16 protein-coding genes and 1 riboswitch are annotated in these 16,974 nt (G+C 65.7%); of the genes, 4 read left to right on the top strand and 12 right to left on the bottom strand.

The features are described from left to right. Position 1: 1 nt before the first annotated feature. The 6 genes from AC4NN3_RS01750 to phnF are packed head-to-tail and all read right to left on the bottom strand — an operon-like array spanning position 2 to position 4,583. The gene (locus AC4NN3_RS01750) at positions 2-823 is read right to left on the bottom strand and encodes an ATP-binding cassette domain-containing protein (RefSeq protein ID WP_491925426.1); all 822 of its coding nucleotides are present in this window, start codon (positions 821-823) and stop codon (positions 2-4) included. Beyond that, positions 820-1,734 carry an alpha-D-ribose 1-methylphosphonate 5-phosphate C-P-lyase PhnJ gene (locus tag AC4NN3_RS01745; protein ID WP_491925425.1) on the bottom strand — a complete coding sequence of 305 codons (915 nt, stop codon included), beginning with the start codon at positions 1,732-1,734 and terminating at the stop codon, positions 820-822. The genes AC4NN3_RS01750 and AC4NN3_RS01745 overlap by 4 nt, the downstream gene beginning before the upstream one ends. Further along, positions 1,731-2,831, bottom strand: a complete 1,101-nt coding sequence (locus AC4NN3_RS01740) for a carbon-phosphorus lyase complex subunit PhnI (protein ID WP_491925424.1) — start codon at positions 2,829-2,831, stop codon at positions 1,731-1,733. Before AC4NN3_RS01740 ends, AC4NN3_RS01745 begins: the two co-directional genes overlap by 4 nt. Continuing rightward, a complete protein-coding gene (phnH, locus tag AC4NN3_RS01735) occupies positions 2,832-3,368 on the bottom strand; it encodes a phosphonate C-P lyase system protein PhnH (protein ID WP_491925423.1) in 537 nt (178 codons plus the stop codon). Continuing rightward, the gene (locus tag AC4NN3_RS01730) at positions 3,368-3,823 is read right to left on the bottom strand and encodes a phosphonate C-P lyase system protein PhnG (RefSeq protein ID WP_491925422.1); all 456 of its coding nucleotides are present in this window, start codon (positions 3,821-3,823) and stop codon (positions 3,368-3,370) included. Before AC4NN3_RS01730 ends, phnH begins: the two co-directional genes overlap by 1 nt. Then, a complete protein-coding gene (phnF, locus tag AC4NN3_RS01725; protein WP_491925421.1) occupies positions 3,810-4,583 on the bottom strand; it encodes a phosphonate metabolism transcriptional regulator PhnF in 774 nt (257 codons plus the stop codon). Before phnF ends, AC4NN3_RS01730 begins: the two co-directional genes overlap by 14 nt. 216 nt (positions 4,584-4,799) lie before the next feature. Between phnF and AC4NN3_RS01720 the strand changes: the two genes are divergently transcribed. Genes AC4NN3_RS01720 through AC4NN3_RS01710 form a run of 3 tightly spaced genes read left to right on the top strand, consistent with a single transcriptional unit; the run spans position 4,800 to position 9,077 of the window. After that, positions 4,800-5,525, top strand: a complete 726-nt coding sequence (locus AC4NN3_RS01720) for an ABC transporter ATP-binding protein (protein WP_491925420.1) — start codon at positions 4,800-4,802, stop codon at positions 5,523-5,525. After that, positions 5,522-7,891 (top strand): ABC transporter permease, encoded by a 2,370-nt coding sequence (locus AC4NN3_RS01715; protein ID WP_491925419.1) that lies wholly within the window; start codon positions 5,522-5,524, stop codon positions 7,889-7,891. The genes AC4NN3_RS01720 and AC4NN3_RS01715 overlap by 4 nt, the downstream gene beginning before the upstream one ends. A gap of 4 nt (positions 7,892-7,895) precedes the next feature. Beyond that, positions 7,896-9,077, top strand: coding sequence for an efflux RND transporter periplasmic adaptor subunit (locus tag AC4NN3_RS01710; protein WP_491925418.1), 1,182 nt, complete (start codon positions 7,896-7,898; stop codon positions 9,075-9,077). A gap of 9 nt (positions 9,078-9,086) precedes the next feature. Here AC4NN3_RS01710 and AC4NN3_RS01705 read toward each other — a convergent pair whose 3' ends face one another. The 6 genes from AC4NN3_RS01705 to AC4NN3_RS01680 form a co-directional block, all read right to left on the bottom strand. Continuing rightward, complete coding sequence (locus AC4NN3_RS01705; RefSeq protein ID WP_491925417.1) at positions 9,087-10,151, bottom strand: FecCD family ABC transporter permease; 1,065 nt, start codon at positions 10,149-10,151, stop codon at positions 9,087-9,089. 53 nt (positions 10,152-10,204) lie between these two features. After that, entirely contained in the window at positions 10,205-11,152 is a 948-nt protein-coding gene (locus AC4NN3_RS01700) for an ABC transporter substrate-binding protein (RefSeq protein ID WP_491925416.1), read from the bottom strand. Positions 11,153-11,163: 11 nt separating this feature from the next. Then, positions 11,164-11,967, bottom strand: a complete 804-nt coding sequence (locus AC4NN3_RS01695; RefSeq protein WP_491925415.1) for an ABC transporter ATP-binding protein — start codon at positions 11,965-11,967, stop codon at positions 11,164-11,166. A 281-nt stretch (positions 11,968-12,248) separates the two neighbouring features. After that, a riboswitch (cobalamin riboswitch) is annotated at positions 12,249-12,467 on the bottom strand. Between the two features lie 42 nt (positions 12,468-12,509). Beyond that, positions 12,510-13,532: a WD40 repeat domain-containing protein gene (locus AC4NN3_RS01690; RefSeq protein ID WP_491925414.1), complete on the bottom strand. Its 1,023-nt coding sequence runs from the start codon at positions 13,530-13,532 to the stop codon at positions 12,510-12,512. After that, positions 13,529-14,503 carry a CobW family GTP-binding protein gene (locus AC4NN3_RS01685; protein ID WP_491925413.1) on the bottom strand — a complete coding sequence of 325 codons (975 nt, stop codon included), beginning with the start codon at positions 14,501-14,503 and terminating at the stop codon, positions 13,529-13,531. The genes AC4NN3_RS01690 and AC4NN3_RS01685 overlap by 4 nt, the downstream gene beginning before the upstream one ends. A gap of 23 nt (positions 14,504-14,526) precedes the next feature. Next, the gene (locus AC4NN3_RS01680; RefSeq protein ID WP_491925412.1) at positions 14,527-15,615 is read right to left on the bottom strand and encodes a CobW family GTP-binding protein; all 1,089 of its coding nucleotides are present in this window, start codon (positions 15,613-15,615) and stop codon (positions 14,527-14,529) included. A 364-nt stretch (positions 15,616-15,979) separates the two neighbouring features. On the opposite strand from AC4NN3_RS01680, the gene AC4NN3_RS01675 reads away from it, so the two are divergent. Continuing rightward, on the top strand, positions 15,980-16,951 hold the full coding sequence (locus tag AC4NN3_RS01675; protein ID WP_491925411.1) for a hypothetical protein: 972 nt from the start codon (positions 15,980-15,982) through the stop codon (positions 16,949-16,951). The last annotated feature ends 23 nt before the right edge of the window (positions 16,952-16,974 follow it).

The following is a 16,974-nucleotide window of genomic DNA, read 5'->3' as shown; positions in this document are numbered from 1 at the left end:
CCTAGAGCTTGGCGTGGACGAGTTGCTGGGTATAGGGGTGCTGCGGGTCCTGAAACACCTGGTCGCATAACCCCTGCTCCACCACCTCGCCATGCCGCATCACCAGCACGCGGTCAGCCATGGTGCGGATCACACCCAGATCGTGGCTCACCAGCACCATGGTGATGCGCCGGTCGCGCTGCAGGCGCTTGAGCGTATCGAGCACCAAGGCCTGCACGCTGACGTCGAGCCCCGTGGTCGGCTCGTCCAGCAGCAGCAGCGCCGGTTCGAGGGCAATGGCCTTGGCCAACTGCACGCGCTGCTGCATGCCGCCCGACAGTTCGGCCGGTCGGGCATCCATGCGCGATAACGGGAATTCGGAAGCGTCAAGCGCATCCCGCGCCTTGCTGCGCAAGACCTCAAAGCTCCGTTCGCCGGCGATCAGCAGCCGCTCGGCGACATTGCCGCTCGAACTGTGCCGCATCAGCAGGCCCAGATGCGGGTTCTGGTAGACAATGCCGATATGGTGCGCGCACAGCATGCGCCGCTCGTAGCGCCCCAGGGCAAACAGGTTGCCATCGTCGCGCCCGGGCAGGCGCAGCCGGTAGTCGCCGTGATCTGGCGTATCCTCAAGGTTCATCATGCGCAGCAGGGTCGACTTGCCCGAGCCGCTTTCCCCGACAATGCCCAGCACTTCCCCCGGATAGACATTGACGTCGACCTGGCGCAGTGCACGCACCGCGCCATAGCGACGGGACACGCCGCGCATGGTCAGCAGCGCCGCGGTCTGCATCAGTTGCGGCGGCAGCAGTTCGGCGGGCGCCGAAGTCATGTCGATGCTCATGCCGAATACTCCCCGTTCCGGTACCAGGTGGTGCCGATCGCAACCGCTTCGCCCTCCCCCTGCCGAATGGCCTTGATGCCCAGATTGCTGTCGGAAACTTCGAACACCGAGCCGCCCTGGTCCTGCGGAATCTCGTTCATGAAATAGCCGGCCATCCCCGAGCGGCGGCAGACCAGCGCGGCATGGTCCTCGACCCGATAGGGCCGATCCGAGAACACCAGCGGCTCGACGCGGGTAAAGGGCGGCACGGCATGCAGGCGCTTCTCGCGGCCGGCCGACAGAAAGGTCAGGTGCCGTGCCATATGGAGTTTGGGCACGTCCCAGCGGGGGATCGGCGAGGGCGTCATCACGTGCCGGCCATTGACCAGGCTCGGATAGGCCGCGCCCTGCATGATGCGGCCCTTGCGCACGATCTGCTCATAGAGCGTCAACCACAGCCGGCCATAATCGGCATCGGCATGCATCTGCCGGGCGATCGACATATTGGGCTCCACCCCGCGCAGCGGCTCGGGATTGGGCACCTGCAGCACCAGGATCTGATCGGCAGCCAGAGTCTCTTCCGGCACGCGATGACGCGACTGGATGATCGAGGCCTCCAGCGTATCCCAGGTCTCAGCCGCACCCGAAACGCGACTGATGAAGCGGCGGATCGAGGCGGCATTGACGCCGTCATCGGCGCCCTGGTCGATGACCTTGATGGTCGATTGCGGATTGACCAGCGTCAGCGTGACCTGCAGGCCACCCGTGCCCCAGCCGCGCGCCATGGGCACTTCGCGGCTGGCATAGGGGATCTGGCAGCCGGGCACGGCGATGGCCTTGAGCATCTTGCGGCGCAGTTCGCGCTTGGCCGATGCGTCGAGAAAGCCGTAGCTGGTGGCGGCCCAGGGCTTGGTGAGGGAAGCAAGGGTCATTCTGCGGGCTCCGTCTGGCGTGGCTCGGCCAAAGCGTCATTGTCGTCATTGGCGTCAACCGCGGCAGCCTTGGCCTTGGCGTCACGCATGGCATCCAGCACCGACTGGAAGGTCACGTAATGAGGCAGCTTGAAGTGGATGCAGAAGCCCGAGGCTTCGACGCTTTCGGTATGGTAGAGGTAAAATTCCTCGTGCATGGGCGAGCCCACCGGCGCCTCGGCCGAGTTGAGGTCGAGCGTCGCGGCGGCGATCACCTTGACCTCGTTCCAGCCGAGGCTGGCGGCAAAACCGAGTTCGAGAAAACCACCCTTTTCCTTGGACGTGACCTCGGCCTGGCAGACGCGCACGCGGCCCGCCGAGAATTCCGTACCACTGGGATGGCGCACCACCACTTCGGCTTCGGCAAGCCGCAATTCATTGACCGTGGGATGGGCATTGCCATAGCCGCGCATGGCGGCATAGCCGAGCGCCAGCACGCCCCCGGTTTCGGCCCGCGCCAGGCTCTGCAGCCGGTGCGCCCGCGCGGCGGGAAACAGCAGCGGCTCCCGGGTAAGGTCGGGGATGTCATCGCGTGCCACGTGCGGCTCGGTGGCAGGCGCCACCAGCCCCTGCTGGCGCTGCCAATCGGCCAGAGACGGCTGCCGCATCGGCGCGGGGCTTGCGGCCGCGTCCACCGCTGGCGGGTTAAAAGGCGTGCCTTCGAGCACGTCGGTGGCCAGCACGCGGTGGGAATAGTCCAGCGTCGGCCCGAGGATCTGTCCGCCCGGAATATCCTTGAACGCGGCCGAGATGCGGCGCTGCGTCAGCAGATGCTCCTGCCGCAGGGGAGCGGCCACCGCCAGGCGCGGCTGCGTCGTGCGCCAGGCGCGCAGCACCAGCACGGCTTCGGAGAGTTCGCCGCCGGTCTGGGCCAGCGCCAGCGCCGCCAACTCTTCGCTATAGAGCGAGGCTTCGCCCATCACCCGATCGATGAGATAGGGCATGGACTGGCGGATGGCCTCGATACGGGCGGCGTCGATGGTGCCCAGGTCCTGGCGGAACAGCCGCTCGGCCTGCTCAATGGCCTTTTCGCCACCGCGGGTTGCTACATAGGCCATTCAAAGCACCTCGATCTGGGTGGAGCGGGGAATGCCGATAACCGAGCGGCCATCGACCAGCAGGAGTTCAAAGCCCTCCGGATAGGCGCAAAGTTGCTGGCGCAGGGCCCAAAAGGCAGCAGGAAGGGCAATTTCGAGGTCACGGCAACCGTCAATGCCGGGGCCCGTCAGGCGCAGGCGCTGGCCTTTGCCATGGGCGACCTGGGCCACCAGCGTGGCGCCCTCATCAGGATAAAGCGCGCTGCCGCAGCGGATGGCGGCCAGTGCATCGGCGGCGCCATCAAGGCTTTGCAGGAACAGATGGTCGGCCTGGTCCAACTCACCGGCAATTGCACCGGTCTCGGCGATCTGCCGGGTCAATGCCGCATCGTCGGCATAGGCTACGCATTCGCGATCGATCAGGGCATCGACAATGGCGGTCAGGCCGGCCTCGGGCAATTCGCGGATCTCCCCGGGACGGGCCATCGACCACATCAGCGCTTCAAAGGTGGCATTGGCACGCGCCTCAACGGCATCGGGCGGGGCTACGGTCAGCATCAGAATGTCTCCATCTCGACGCGAGTCGCCTCGACCCGGCGCATCAGCACCGCGTCGAGCGCGGCCTGGTGCTCGCATTCGCTGTCAAGGAAGCGGCGAACCGCGTCGGTCTCTACGCCGGCGGCGAGCGCCAGATCGACCACGGCCATGGCCATGGCGCGCTCGAGGTCCCGGGCGGTGATCATGCCGTAGCCGACGCGGCCCGCGGCATCGGCAATATGGGCCTCGCTCACCAGCACCTCGCCGAGGTGAAAATCGACATTTTCTACCGTGTCACGCATGGGCAGCATGACCAGCCCGGTGCGGTTGGTGATGACCGTGATATCACCCAGTGGCTCAAGCAGGGTCTCGGCCAAGGCCTTGAGTGGCGCAGGCCGCGCGCGTGCCAGAATGCCCAGGGCTTCGGCATGGCCCACCCGTTCCGGCCCAGGGCCGCTGGCTTCATTGAACATCATCGGTCCTTTCGCTGACCACTTCGCCCGTGGGGGCGTTCTCGAAGGTGAATTGCACGCGATCGCCGGCCCAGGCCGCCTCGGAAAAGCCGATCGGCTTGCCTGCGAGGTCGACGTCGACCTTCTGCACGATTAGGACCGACTGCCCCGGCCGCATCATCAGCAGGGACGTCTCGTGCGGGTTGGCAAGGCGGGTAAAGATCGTCGTGCTCTGCCGACGATAGTCATCGATGCCATAGGTCTTGTAGATGGCGGTGATCGAGGGGTTTGCCTTGCGGCGTTCGGCAATATCGGGGAAACGGGCAACATCGTGATAGGACCAGCCCAGGCTGATCGGCAGGTCATTCGCGAAGCCGCGCCAAGACCGTGCGGTGACCAGTGCACCGGGCGTCAAACCGAGCGCCGCAGCAATGCGCGCGCCGGCCGGTATCTGCATTTCCAAGATCGCCTGGCCGGAGGCGGTGAGACCCTGCGCCATGAGGTTTTCACGGAAACGGGTCCGCGGCCCGATGACATAGTTGATCAGCGACGCCCGCTCGACAAAGGTGCCGCGGCCATGTTCGACGCGCAGCTTGCCCTCAGCCACCAGCGCTGCCAGCGCCCGTCGCAAGGAATGCCGGCGAGTGTTATAGAGAACGCACAGCTCCGGCTCCGACGGCAGCCGACTGTCCGGCGGCAAATGGCCCGCCGCGATTTCTTCGCTGATCTTGTCCCGCGTGGTTTCCCACGTCTGCCCTCGACTATGCATAAAGGCCCGCTTCACTCATTCGGATGAGTTGGACCCTAGCCCCGGCGGATGACAGGCCAATGACGAAATGCGCGAGGTCGCCATGGGCAGTGCCGAACCAAAGCGTAGAGGCCCTTCCGAGCCTATCGGAACCGCCTTACGCCAGGCATGGTCATACCGGATCAGGCACGACGCGCCGCGCGACTTGACCGAAATCAACGCGTGACCATGACGTCCTGCTAGATTTTTGTCATGGACAGCGCCTCGCCCACCCGTTCGGACCTGCTCCGGGTCAACAAGCTCACCAAGGCCTATGCGGCCGGGGACGCTCAGGTCGTCGCCCTGGACGGGGTCGACTTCGTTGCTGCCAGCGGGGAATTCGTCGTCATTCTGGGGCCCTCGGGGTCGGGCAAATCGACCTTTCTCAACCTCATCGGCGGCCTCGATACGGCCACGTCGGGCCAGGCCTGGTTTCGCGACTGGCAGATCACCGGCGCCGACGACACAGGCCTGACCCGCTACCGCCGCCGCCATGTCGGCTTCGTCTTCCAGTTCTACAATCTGGTCCCCAGCCTGACGGCCCGGGAAAACGTGCAGCTGGTCACCGAAATCGCCGCCCATCCGATGGCGCCGGCAGAGGCGCTGGCCATGGTGGACATGGCCGACCGGATGGACCACTTTCCGGCCCAGCTCTCCGGGGGCGAACAGCAGCGCGTCGCCATTGCCCGGGCCATCGCCAAGCGACCCGACGTCCTGCTCTGCGACGAGCCGACCGGCGCGCTGGACTCCAAGACCGGCATTGTCGTGCTGGAAGCCCTCACCCGGATCAATGCCGAGCTGGGGACCACCACGCTGGTGATTACCCATAACGCGGCCATCCGCACCATTGCCCATCGCGTCGTCAGTTTTGCCGACGGCCGGATCGCGGCCATCGACACCAATGCCGAGCGCCAGCCGGCCGCCTCGGTGCGCTGGTGAGCGGCCTCCATGCCCTGCACCGCAAGCTGTTGCGCGAGCTCGTGCGCTTGTGGGCACAGGTGCTCGCCATCGCCCTGGTCATGGCAGCCGGCGTTGCTACGCTGCTGATCGGCATCGGCACCTATCAGTCGCTCGAGCGCACGCGCGAGGCCTATTATCAGAGCCATCACCTCGCCCATGTCTTCGCCACCGTTACCCGGGCGCCCCGCTCCATGCTGGCAAAGATCGGCGCCATGGACGGCGTCCTGGCCGTCGACAGCCGCATCGCCAAGATCGCGCTGGCCGATATCGAGGGGTTGGAGCAACCCGCATCCGTGCGCCTGATTTCGCTGCCCTCGCAACAGGCAGGAACGCTCAATCGCCTCTATCTGCGCAGCGGGCGACTGCCGGAGGCCGCCAACCACATGGAGGCGGTGGTCAGCGAGATCTTTGCCCAGGCGCATGGCTTTCGCGAGGGCTCCCGGTTCGGCGTCGTCGTCAACGGCGCCTGGCGCACGGTGACGATCACCGGCATAGCGCTGGCGCCAGACTATCTTTACGCCATCGCCCCCGGCGAGATGACGCCCAATAGCGGACGCTTCGGCATCCTCTGGGTGCCCGAGCGCACGCTGGCAGCGGCCTATGAGCTGGGCGGCGCCTTCAACGCCGTCTCGGTCCAGCTCGCGCCCGGCACGTCCGAGGAGGCGGTGATCACCGGGCTCGATCAACTGCTCGATCCCTATGGCGCGCAGGGCGCCCATGGCCGCGACCAGCTCACCTCCCATGCCTATCTGGACGCCGAACTGCAACAACTGCGCTCGATGAGCGAGGTGTTGCCGCCGGTCTTCCTGCTCGTGGCGGCCTTTCTCGTCAACATGACGCTGACGCGCCTGATCGCCCTCGAGCGCGAGCAGATCGGCCTGCTCAAGGCCATTGGCTATTCCGGCCGCGCCATCGCCTGGCACTATGTGGAGTTCGTGCTGCTGATCGCCATCATCGGCATCGTCATCGGCACCGGTTTCGGCATCTGGGCCGGCAATGCCCTCACCGAAATGTACACGCGGTTCTACAGCTTTCCCGTCCTGGTCTTCAGCCGTGAACCCAGCCTTTATGCCATTTCGGGCGGCATCACGCTGGCAGCCGCGGTGGCCGGCGCCATCCGCGCCGTGCGGGCTGCCGCCATGCTTCCCCCCGCGGTGGCAATGTCGCCGCCCCCACCGCCGATCTATCGGCGGCACAGCGGCCGGCGGCGTTTCGCCCTGCCCCTGCATCAGACCGGGGTCATGGTCACGCGGCACCTGCTGCACCGTCCCTGGCGATCGGCCGGTGGGATCGTCGGCATTGCCCTGTCGGTCGCCGTGCTTGTTGGCTCGCTCTGGTCGGTGGGCGGCGTCGAGTTCATGATCGACTACTCGTTCAACCGCACCGAGCGGCAGGATGCCATTGTCAATTTTGCCACCAGCAAGCCCCTCGCCGCCACGGCAGAGATCGCCCGCCTGCCCGGTGTGCTGGGAGCCGAGCCCTTCCGTGCCGTGGGCGTCGAAATCGGTCATGCCCAGGTGACGCGCCAGATAGCCCTGATGGGGCGCCCCGCCAACGGTTCCATGACCCGCATTCTCGATGCCGATCTGCAGCCGGTGCCAATGCCGCCGCAGGGCGTGCTGCTGACGCGGTCCCTGGCCAGGATCCTGGGCGTCGCCCCGGGCGACAGCGTCGATATCCGCCTTCTGGAGGGGGAGCGGCAACGATACCAGCTGCAGGTGGCGGCCGTTGTGGAAAGCTATCTCGGGCTCGGCGCCTATATGGACATGGCGGCCCTGCAGGCCCTGATGGGCGAAGGCAACCGCATTTCGGGCGTCAACATTACCATCGACACGCTGCACCAGGCCGAGCTCTTTGCCGCGCTCAAGCGCTCGCCCTCGCTGGGCCATATCGCCCTGCAGGCGGCAGCACTCAAGCAGTTTCGCGCCACCATGGCCCAGAACATGTATGTCATGATCGCCGTGCTGGTCGGCCTGGCCGGCCTCATCGCCTTTGGCGTGGTCTACAATTTCGCCCGGATATCGTTATCTGAACAGGGGCGCGAAATGGCCAGCCTGCGCGTGCTCGGCTTCACCCGCGGCGAGGTCTCGTCCCTGTTGCTGACCGAGATTGCCATCCTCGTGCTGCTCGCCCAGCCGCCGGGCTGGCTGCTCGGCCTGCTGATTGCGCGCGGCATGGTCGAGGGCTTTGCCAGCGAGCTGTTCAGCATGCCGCTGATCATCGGTCCCGACGTCTTTGCCACCGCCAGCCTGGCGGTCACGGCGGCGGCGCTGCTGTCGGGCCTCGTGGTCCGCCGCCGGATTGATCGCCTTGACCTGATCGCCGTTCTCAAAACCAGGGAGTAGCCAAATGTGGAGCCGCCTTCTGACTCTGTGCATAATCCTCTCGCTGGTCGCCGCCGCGGCTTGGGCCCTGTGGCCGCGGCCCATCAGCGTCGAGACGGCCAGCATCGCCGCCGGCAGCCTGGTGGTCACCGTTGAGGAAGACGGCACCAGCCGCATCAGCGAGGTGTTCCACGTTTCAGCTCCCATACTGGGTCGCCTGAAACGCGTCGGCCTGCATGTCGGCGATGCCGTGACGCAGGGACAGACGCTGGCCAGCATGGAGCCGGTCGCCCCAGGCCTTCTTGACGAGCGGGCGCGTCGCGTTGCCGAAGCCGCCGTTCAGGCGGCCGCCGCCGGCGTCACCATGGCCGAAGCCGGCCTGGCCCAGGCCAGGGCCACCGACACCTTCGCGCAAGAGGATCTTGAGCGGTCGATCTTGCTGTCGGAGCGCGGTCTGGTGTCGACGCAGGCACTGCAGCGGGCGCGACTCGCGGCCGAAACCGCACGGCAGTCCATGGACGCGGCCGAGGCGACACTGCAGATGCACCGGCAGCAGCTGCAAAGTGCCCAAGCCGCGCTGATCCAGGGCGACACGCCCACGGCCGGCCCCTGCTGTGTCAATGTCGTGGCGCCGGTTACCGGGCGGGTGCTCGCCGTCTTTTCGGAAAGTGAACAGGTGCTGCAGGCAGGTGCGCCGCTGATGGATATCGGCGACCCCGACCTGCTGGAAATCCAGGTTGACGTGCTCTCCAGCGACGCCGTGCGCATCGTCTGGGGGGCCCGGGCCAATATTGTGGATTGGGGCGGCGCCCCGCTCCGCGCCGAAGTAGCCCAGATCGATCCGATTGCCACCACCAGGGTCAGTGCCCTGGGCATCGAGGAGCAGCGGACGCGCGTGACGCTACGGCTGCTCGATGGCCCCAAGACCCGCACCGGGCTCGGCCATGGTTATCGCGTCACCGCGCAGATCGTGGTCTGGGAGGCCGCGGAGGTGGTTCTGGTACCCCTCGGCGCGCTGTTCCGCACCGGTGCTGACTGGTCGGTTTTTGTCATCGAGGATGGCACGGCGCGGCTGCGGACCTTGACCCTGGGCCAACGCAATGGCGAGAGCGCCGAGGTCAGGGACGGCCTCGCCGTGGGCGAGACGGTGATCATGCATCCCGGCGACACCCTGGCCGATGGGCGCAGCGTCGTGGCGGAACAATAGCGACGCTTGCTATTGCGCCGGCGCGGTGTTGCGCTTCATCAAGGCCAGGAAGAAAATGCCCCCCACGATGCCCGTAATGACGCCCAGCGGCACATCCTGGGGCGGAATGACGATGCGGGCCAGCATGTCGGCGAGGACGAGGAAGATGGCGCCGCTCAGCGCGGACAGCGGCAGGACCCGGCGATAGTCGCCGCCCACGACCAGGCGCACCAGATGCGGAATCATCAGCCCGACAAAGGAAATGACACCCGAAAAGGCCACGGCGGCGCCGGTCAGCAAGGCGCAGACGATGAAGACCACCATGCGGAAGCGGCCGGCGGGCAGCCCCAACGTGGTCGCCGATTCATCCCCCAGGGTCATGGCGTTGAGATTGCGGGCATTGATCACCAGATAGGCGCCACACAGCAGCAGCGCCGCCAGCGGATAGGGCAGTTGCGCCCATTGCGACAGGCCAAGCCCGCCCAGCATCCAGAAGATCACGGTATGGGCAGCGCGCGGATCGCCCAGAAAAATGGCGAGGCTCCCCAACGAGGTCACGACAAAGGAAATCGCCACCCCGGTCAACACGAGGCGACTGGCGTTGGTGGCGCCGGTAAACCTGGCCACCCCGACCACCAGGGCCGTCGTTGCCAGAGCACCGGCAAAGGCGAAGAGCGGCACGGTGACCAGCCCCAGGAACATGCCGGTATGCAGCAGCACCACGATGGCGCCAAGCGCGGCACCCGAGGAAATGCCCAGCAGATGCGGATCGGCCAGCTGGTTGCGCGTGACCGCCTGCAAGGCCGCGCCCACCAGAGCCAGGCTGGCGCCGACAATGGCGCCCAGCACCACGCGGGGCAGGCGCACCTCCCAGACAATGTTGTCCCGCCCTGCCGACCAGGTCGGATCCATGCTGCCGGGCGCCAGGTGGCTGGCGATGGCGCCCCAGACGGTATCGAGTGGAATGGCAACGGCGCCGACGCTGACGCCGGCCACCATCACCAGGGCCAGCAGAACGGCCAGCCCTGCTGTCAGCAGCGGCAGTTGGTGCAGGATGGCGTGCCGCGGACCGGCAACGAGATGATGGTGGCTCAATGTCTGTCGCTCTTCGGTAAAAGGCCGGCCCCCGGGGCAGCCGGCAACCATGGTCAGGAGGGAAAGAAGGCTGCGGCCAGTCGCTTGATGGCAGCGATGTTGCGCGGCCCCGGCGTCGCCTCGACATATTGCAGTACGACAAAGCGGTCGTTCTGCACCGCGGGGATGGCGGCAAAGGCGGGATTGTTCTTCATGAAGGCAATCTTCTGCTCGGCAGTGACGTCGCCATAATTGACGATCACGATCACCTCTGGATTGCGCTCGATCACCGGCTCCCAGCCGACCGCGACCCAGCTGGTCTCCACATCGTCCATGATATTGCGGCCGCCGGCAGCCTCGATCAGCGCCGTGGGAATGGCATAGCGGCCGGCGGTAAAGGGCTTGTCCTCCCCCGAGTCATAGACGAAGACGGTCGGGGCGGCATCGGCGGCGGGGCGCGCGGCGGCAAAGGCCTCCAGTTCCTGCCGGTAGCCGTCCACCAGGGCTTGGGCGCGGTCCTCGACGCCAAAGATGCGGCCCAGATTGAGCAGGTCGACATACATGTCGTCCATAGAGGCCTTGGACTTGGCCATGATGTGGATGCAGCTCTCGGTGAGCTCGTAGACGGCGATGTCGAAGGCGGCCAGCGTCTCGGGCGTCACCTCGCCCCCCACCTTCATGCCGTAGTTCCAGCCGGCAAAGTAGAAGTCGGCATCGGCGCCGAGCAGGACCTCCTTGCTGGGATAGTCCGGCGAGAGCTCGGGCAGCTGCTTGACATCCTGGCGGAGGGTTTCGTCGAGGGTCTTCCATTCTGACACGCCGGTATAGCCGACCATGTGGTCGGTCAGGCCGAGCGCCAGCATCATTTCGGTGAGGTTGACGTCATTGGACACCGCGCGCTGCGGCGGCGCCGCAAAGGTCACCTCGCGGGCGCAGCTCTTGACGGTGACGGGAAAGGCTTGGGCTGCCGACGCCGAGGCGAGCAGCAGGCCTGTGGCCAGCAGGGTATGAACGAAACGCACGCAGAAACTCCTTAGGCTTTGAGGGGAAGGTGAAAGGAAAAGCGGGGACGGCCCGTCGCGGGATGGCTGTCGATGGTGGTGGCGACCGAAAAGGTCTGGTCGATTGCTGCCGGGGTCAGCACGTCGAGCGGACGGCCGATATCGACCTGCCGCCCCTGGTCGAGCACCAGAACCTGGTCGGCATGGGCGGAGGCCAGGGCCAGGTCGTGCAGCGACACCACCACCGTGGTGGGCAGCGCGGCCAGCAGAGCCAGCACTTCGAGCTGGTGCCGGATATCGAGGTGATTGGTCGGTTCATCCAGGATCAACAGGTCGGGCTTTTGCACCAGCGCCCGGGCAATCAGCACGCGCTGCTTCTCGCCACCCGACAGGCTGGCAAAATTGCGCGGTGCCAGGGCGATAAGGCCGAGCAAGGCCAGCGCCTCAAGCACCGGTTGTTCATCGACGGCGGCAAAAGGGCCCTGATGCGGCGCCAGTCCCAGGGCGACGACTTCGGCCACGGTCAGGCCGAAATCACTGGCCGGTTCCTGCAGCACGGTGGCAATCCGCCGCGCCACGGCCTTGGGCCGGAGTGTCCAGAGGTCCTGCCCATCAAGTTGCACCAGACCAGCCGTGGGCCGGTGATAGCGATAGAGGCAGCGCAGCAGACTGGATTTGCCGGCGCCATTGGGGCCGACCACGGCCAGCATCTGTCCCGGCTGCACCGAAAAGTGTAGTCCCGAAATGATCGCCTGCTGCGGGCTCGGACCCCAGCTCAACTGGTTCACGCTGAGGCCAGCGGGGCGTGGGCCGAGGGAATGTTGCAGCGCGATCATGCCAGACTCCGCAGACGATTGGGCACTCGTCGCAGATATCCAGACGAATGTGATGTTATTACATTACGTAGAGTAGATCGGCAACCTGCAATCGCAGCTACTGGCTGGTTCAGCGCCGATCGGCCAGGTTGCCCGTGGCAACTATCTGGGTGGCATGGACGCGCCTGTTCCACCGGACCCCCCCGCTAAAAGGCGGGGCAGACCAGGCGAACCCATCAGGCATAGACCAGCAGTAATGTCGTCATGCGCCATCATCGTTCTCCGCGGCACACCCCGGCCGGGTTGAAGATATGTCGATGGCAGGTCTCCTGGCTCACGGGTCTATGCGCTGTCTGGGCCTTCCCGATCCAAGAGGATCAGTGGCGATTCCAGCAGAACTCACCGCTTACAGTTGCGGGGGCAGCCACGGTTTTGCGCCCTGATGGGTACGTCGCACCGTGTTCCCTTTTAATCCCCTTTGGCCGGCGGGCCGCGAAGGAACCTTCAACATGGCGCAACAAGCCATCCTGGCCCCCTGAAGTCAAGGGCGCAGGCAAGCCCCCTCACCCCGCCAGATCAAACCGGCACAACTTGCCCGCCGTGCTCAGCGCCCCCAACTGCCTTCCATGGGCGGCAAAGGCCAGAAAAGCGACCGGATCGCCATCGGCCTCGTGCATGGGCAGCATGGCGCCGTCTTCGGACCGGCACAGCTGCACCGCGCCGTCGCGATAGCCGAGTGCCAGCATGGGTGCGCTAGGGTGCCAGGCCAGGGCGGTCACCGGCACGCCGCGTTCCCCCAGGCTGATCGCCGATGTCCCCATCGGCCCCTCCCGTCCGGCAAAGGACCAGACGATGGCGCCGTCGGCGCCCGAGGATGCCAAGAGCCGTCCATCGGCCGACCAGGACAACGATCGTGGCTTGGTGGGATAGCCGGACATGGCCATATTGACCGCGTCCTTGACGCGCCAGCCATGCAGCGCGTTTTCGCTCATGATCGACACGACAAACTTGCCATTGGGGCTGAAGCTCACCCCGATATGGGAGCCCTTCCAGGCCAGCAGGCGCGGTTCCCGCTTGGGATGGGCGGCGTCGATCAGGCTGACGCCACCATAATGGGCCACCGCCAGGCTGGCGCCCTTGGCATCGAAGGCGAGGCCTGCCGCTGTCGACGGCATGTCCTTGCAATGGCGCTCATCGCCCAGCCAAAGCTGGACCTGCTTGCCGATGCCGACCGCAATCTGGCCCTTACGGCCAACGGCAACGGCGTCGATCCAGCGGCCGGGCTGGTGGAGCAGTTTTTCGCTGCCGTCCTGGCTTGCCGCCATGACGCGCCCGTCATCGCCGCCGGTAATCACGCGGCCGCCAGCAGCATGGGCGGCGAGCGCCAGGATGGCGCCCTGGTGCAGGTCCATGGAGGTGAGCGCGTGATCATCAGCGCCGGCAAAATGGAGCCTGCCGTCACCGGAGGCGGCCACCAAGCTATCGTGCAGCCAGACCAGCCCGGTGCCGGGTGCACCGAGCTGCCAATCGGCCACCCGCGCCCGGATCGCTGGCTCGGGCCGGTCAGAAACAAATCCGGTCATCATGCCTGGCACTGCGCAAAGCCGGTCCGCAGCAGCTGCTCGGGCAGGTCGCGGCCGATGAAAACCAGGCGGCTCTGGCGCGGTTCATCAGCCTTCCAGGGGCGCTGGTAATCGCCCTCGAGCAGCATGTGCACGCCCTGCACCACAAAGCGCTCCGGATCGTCCTTGAAGGCGATGATGCCCTTCATGCGCAGGATGTCGGTGCCAAAGGTCTGCGTCACCTGGCGGATCCAGGTGGAGAAGGCCTTTTCGTTGAGCGGGCTCTCGCTCACCAGCGACACGCTGCCGATTTCCTCGTCATGGTCGTGCGCATGGTCTTCGGTCAAAAAGTTCGGCTCGACCTCAAGCACATGCTGCAGATTGAAGGCGTCGCGCCCCAGGACCCGGTCGAGCGGCAGGTCGCAGCGCTTGGCATGCTCTATAGCAGCCAGCGGGTTGACCTTGCGGATGCGCGCCTCCACGGCGGCCAGTTCCTCGGCGCTGACCAGATCGGTCTTGTTGATCACCACCAGGTCGGCAAAGGCCAGCTGTTCGAGCACTTCGGGGGCGGTGTCGATTTCGCCCAGCATATGCTTGGCGTCGACCACGGTGACGATGGCGTCCAGCTTGGTGCGCGCCCGGACGTCCTCGTCGACGAAAAAGGTCTGTGCCACCGGCGCGGGATCGGCCAGGCCCGTGGTTTCCACGATGATGCCGTCAAACTTGTCGGCCCGCTTCATCAGGCCTTCGAGGATGCGGATCAGGTCGCCGCGCACGGTGCAGCAGATGCAGCCATTGTTCATCTCGAAAATCTCTTCGTCGGCATTGACGATGAGATCGTTGTCGATACCCACTTCACCGAACTCATTGACGATGACGGCGTATTTCTTGCCGTGCTGCTCGGACAGGATGCGGTTGAGCAGCGTGGTCTTGCCGGCGCCAAGAAAGCCGGTGAGGACGGTGACGGGGGTTTGGATGGGGGTAAGGGCGTTCATGGGAAATCCTTAAGTAAAGAGGTTCAGGCCCGCTTGCGGCGGGGTTTGCGGTCCAGGGTCTGGAGAAAGCTCTCGAGCGCCGGCTCGTCGATGCCGTCGGCGATCAGCACGATCCGGGTGCGTTTGTCTTTACTGGGCCAGTGCTCGAGGCGCACCGGCGGGTGGAAAATGTCCTGCACCAGATGCACCAGCATCGGCCGTTCGGGGTCGTCGTCCATGGCGATCAGCCCCTTGAGACGCAGCAGGCGCGACCCGGCGGCACGGCGGAGCAGGTCGATGAAGGCGACCAGCGCGCGGGCCGAGACGGCGCCATCCATCACCATGCTCTTGGTATAGATGCCCGAATGCCGCGCCAGTGCGGCCGCCGGCGGGGCAGCAGGCGCCGCAAAGGCACGCGCCAGGGGGCTTTCGGCGGCAAGCCAGGCAGTGACATTGCTGCCGCGCTCAGCCGCGCCATAAGAGCCGGGCGCCAGCAGCAGTTGGGGCTGGGCCAGAGGCGCCTGGACATCCATGACCCGCGCGCCGGGATTGACGCGGGCAATCAGCGCATCGAGCGCCTCGCGCCGATCAGCCTGGTCATGACCCAGCCGATCCGCCTTGGTCAGCGCGATGCGGTCGGCAAAGGCGATCTGCTTGTGGCCGACGATGCGCTCGTCAACCGTGGCCTCGCCCCGCATGGCGTCCAGCGTGGTGATGACCGCGGCGAGCTGAAAATAGCGCCCGGCAATACGGTAGGAGGCGGCCAGCAGCATCTGGTTGATGATGGGCGCCGGATCGGCGAGCCCGGTGGTTTCGATCACCACCCGCTCAACCCGACCGGTCGTGCCCTCGTCCATGGAATCGGAGAGCCGCGCCAGCGTCGACACAATGTCATTGCCCGGTTCGCAGCAGATGCAGCCGGTGGAGGTCTCGGCGAAGCTGGTATCCTGGCCATCGACCTGCACCAGGTCGTTGTCGATCGGCACGTCGCCATACTCATTGACAATGATTGCCGTGCGCGGCCCGCCACCACCAATCATGCGGTTGAGCAGGCTGGTCTTGCCCGATCCGAGAAATCCGGTGAGCAGGAAGACGGGAATCGGCCTGGCGTGATCGGCGCCCAATTCGGTCATTTGGTCGCCGCGCGGCGCGGTGTGCCCACTGCCTTAGGGGTTGGCAACACCACCTGGTGGTGGGGCGACAGTACGGGCTCAGTGCGCATTTCAATTCCGTCTTGCGTCATGAATTTCGTAATGTAATAACATCACCAGCCGCCGCACTCAAGCTCTCGCCGCAAGGTTCTGCATGACGGACACCTGCCTGACCATCGCCGATCCAACCCCCGGCTGTCATGACCAACGGACCGCGCCGGCCGTTCTGCATGACCTCCACCCCGTGTGTAAGCCTGGTCCGGCGCGCGGCTGAGGGTTCGGCGTTAAGGCGCCGGCGGTTCCCCGATTCCCCGCGCCACAAGGCGCCCCATCCAAGGAGATAAACGTGTCACGATATCTGGCCTATACAACGGCCCTCGGGCTGATCCTGTCCGGCAGCGCCCTGGCGCAGGAGCATGAACACGACGCCAGTGACGTCACGCTCTATCGCGTCTTTGTCGGCGACCATGCCGGCGCTAACGTCACCGCCTTCGATCTGACCCAGCCGGAAAACCGCTGGACCTTTCCTACCACCGGGCAGAGCAAGCTCTCTACCGTCGACAATGGCGGTGCGGTCGTCGCCGTGCAGTCCAATGACGACGCGGTGAACGTCTTCACCAGCGGCATTTCGCTCCATTCTCATGGTGAGCACGCCGATATCGAGATCAGCGAACCCACGGCCATCGACGAGACTATGACCGGGCCGCGGCCGTTCCACCTGATCGACCACGACGGCAAGGTGGTCATCAATTTCGATCGCGGGGGCTATGCCGAGATCATCGACGGTCACGAACTGTCCCTCGGCGAACTGGAAACGACCCAGCTCAAGCAGGCGCGGGCTCACCATGGCTATGCCGCCCCGATTGGCGATCTCTGGGTGACCAGCGTCGCCTCGAATGCACCGGTCGAAGGTGACGCCGCCCCCGATCGCATCGGCCTGCAGGCCGTCAATGCCGACGGCACACCGGCCGGCGATGTTGCCACCTGCACCGCCATCCATGGCGAAGCCTTTTCCGGCGCCTACCTCGCCACCGGCTGCGCCGAGGGCGTGCTGATCGTCACCGATGGGGCCGAGGGCCCGGTTATGAAAATGCTGGAATACCCCACAGACCTACCAACAGGCGAGAGCACGGGAACGCTGCTCGGCTCCAAAGCCATGCAGGTGTTTCTCGGCAATTACGGCGCCAAGGGCCTGGTCATCATCGATCCCGTCGATGAGCCGCATTTCCGCTATGTCGAGCTTGATTTCCGCCGCGTCGACTTCGTGCTCGACCCCGCCAATGTCCTCTGTGGATGGCCCCCGCATTGCAAGAGGTAATTCGACGTTCTGGCGCATTGGTC

The sequence above is a fragment of the Devosia sp. MDV22-iso42 genome, from assembly GCF_058629155.1.
This window is presented reverse-complemented; position numbering and strand designations above follow the sequence as displayed.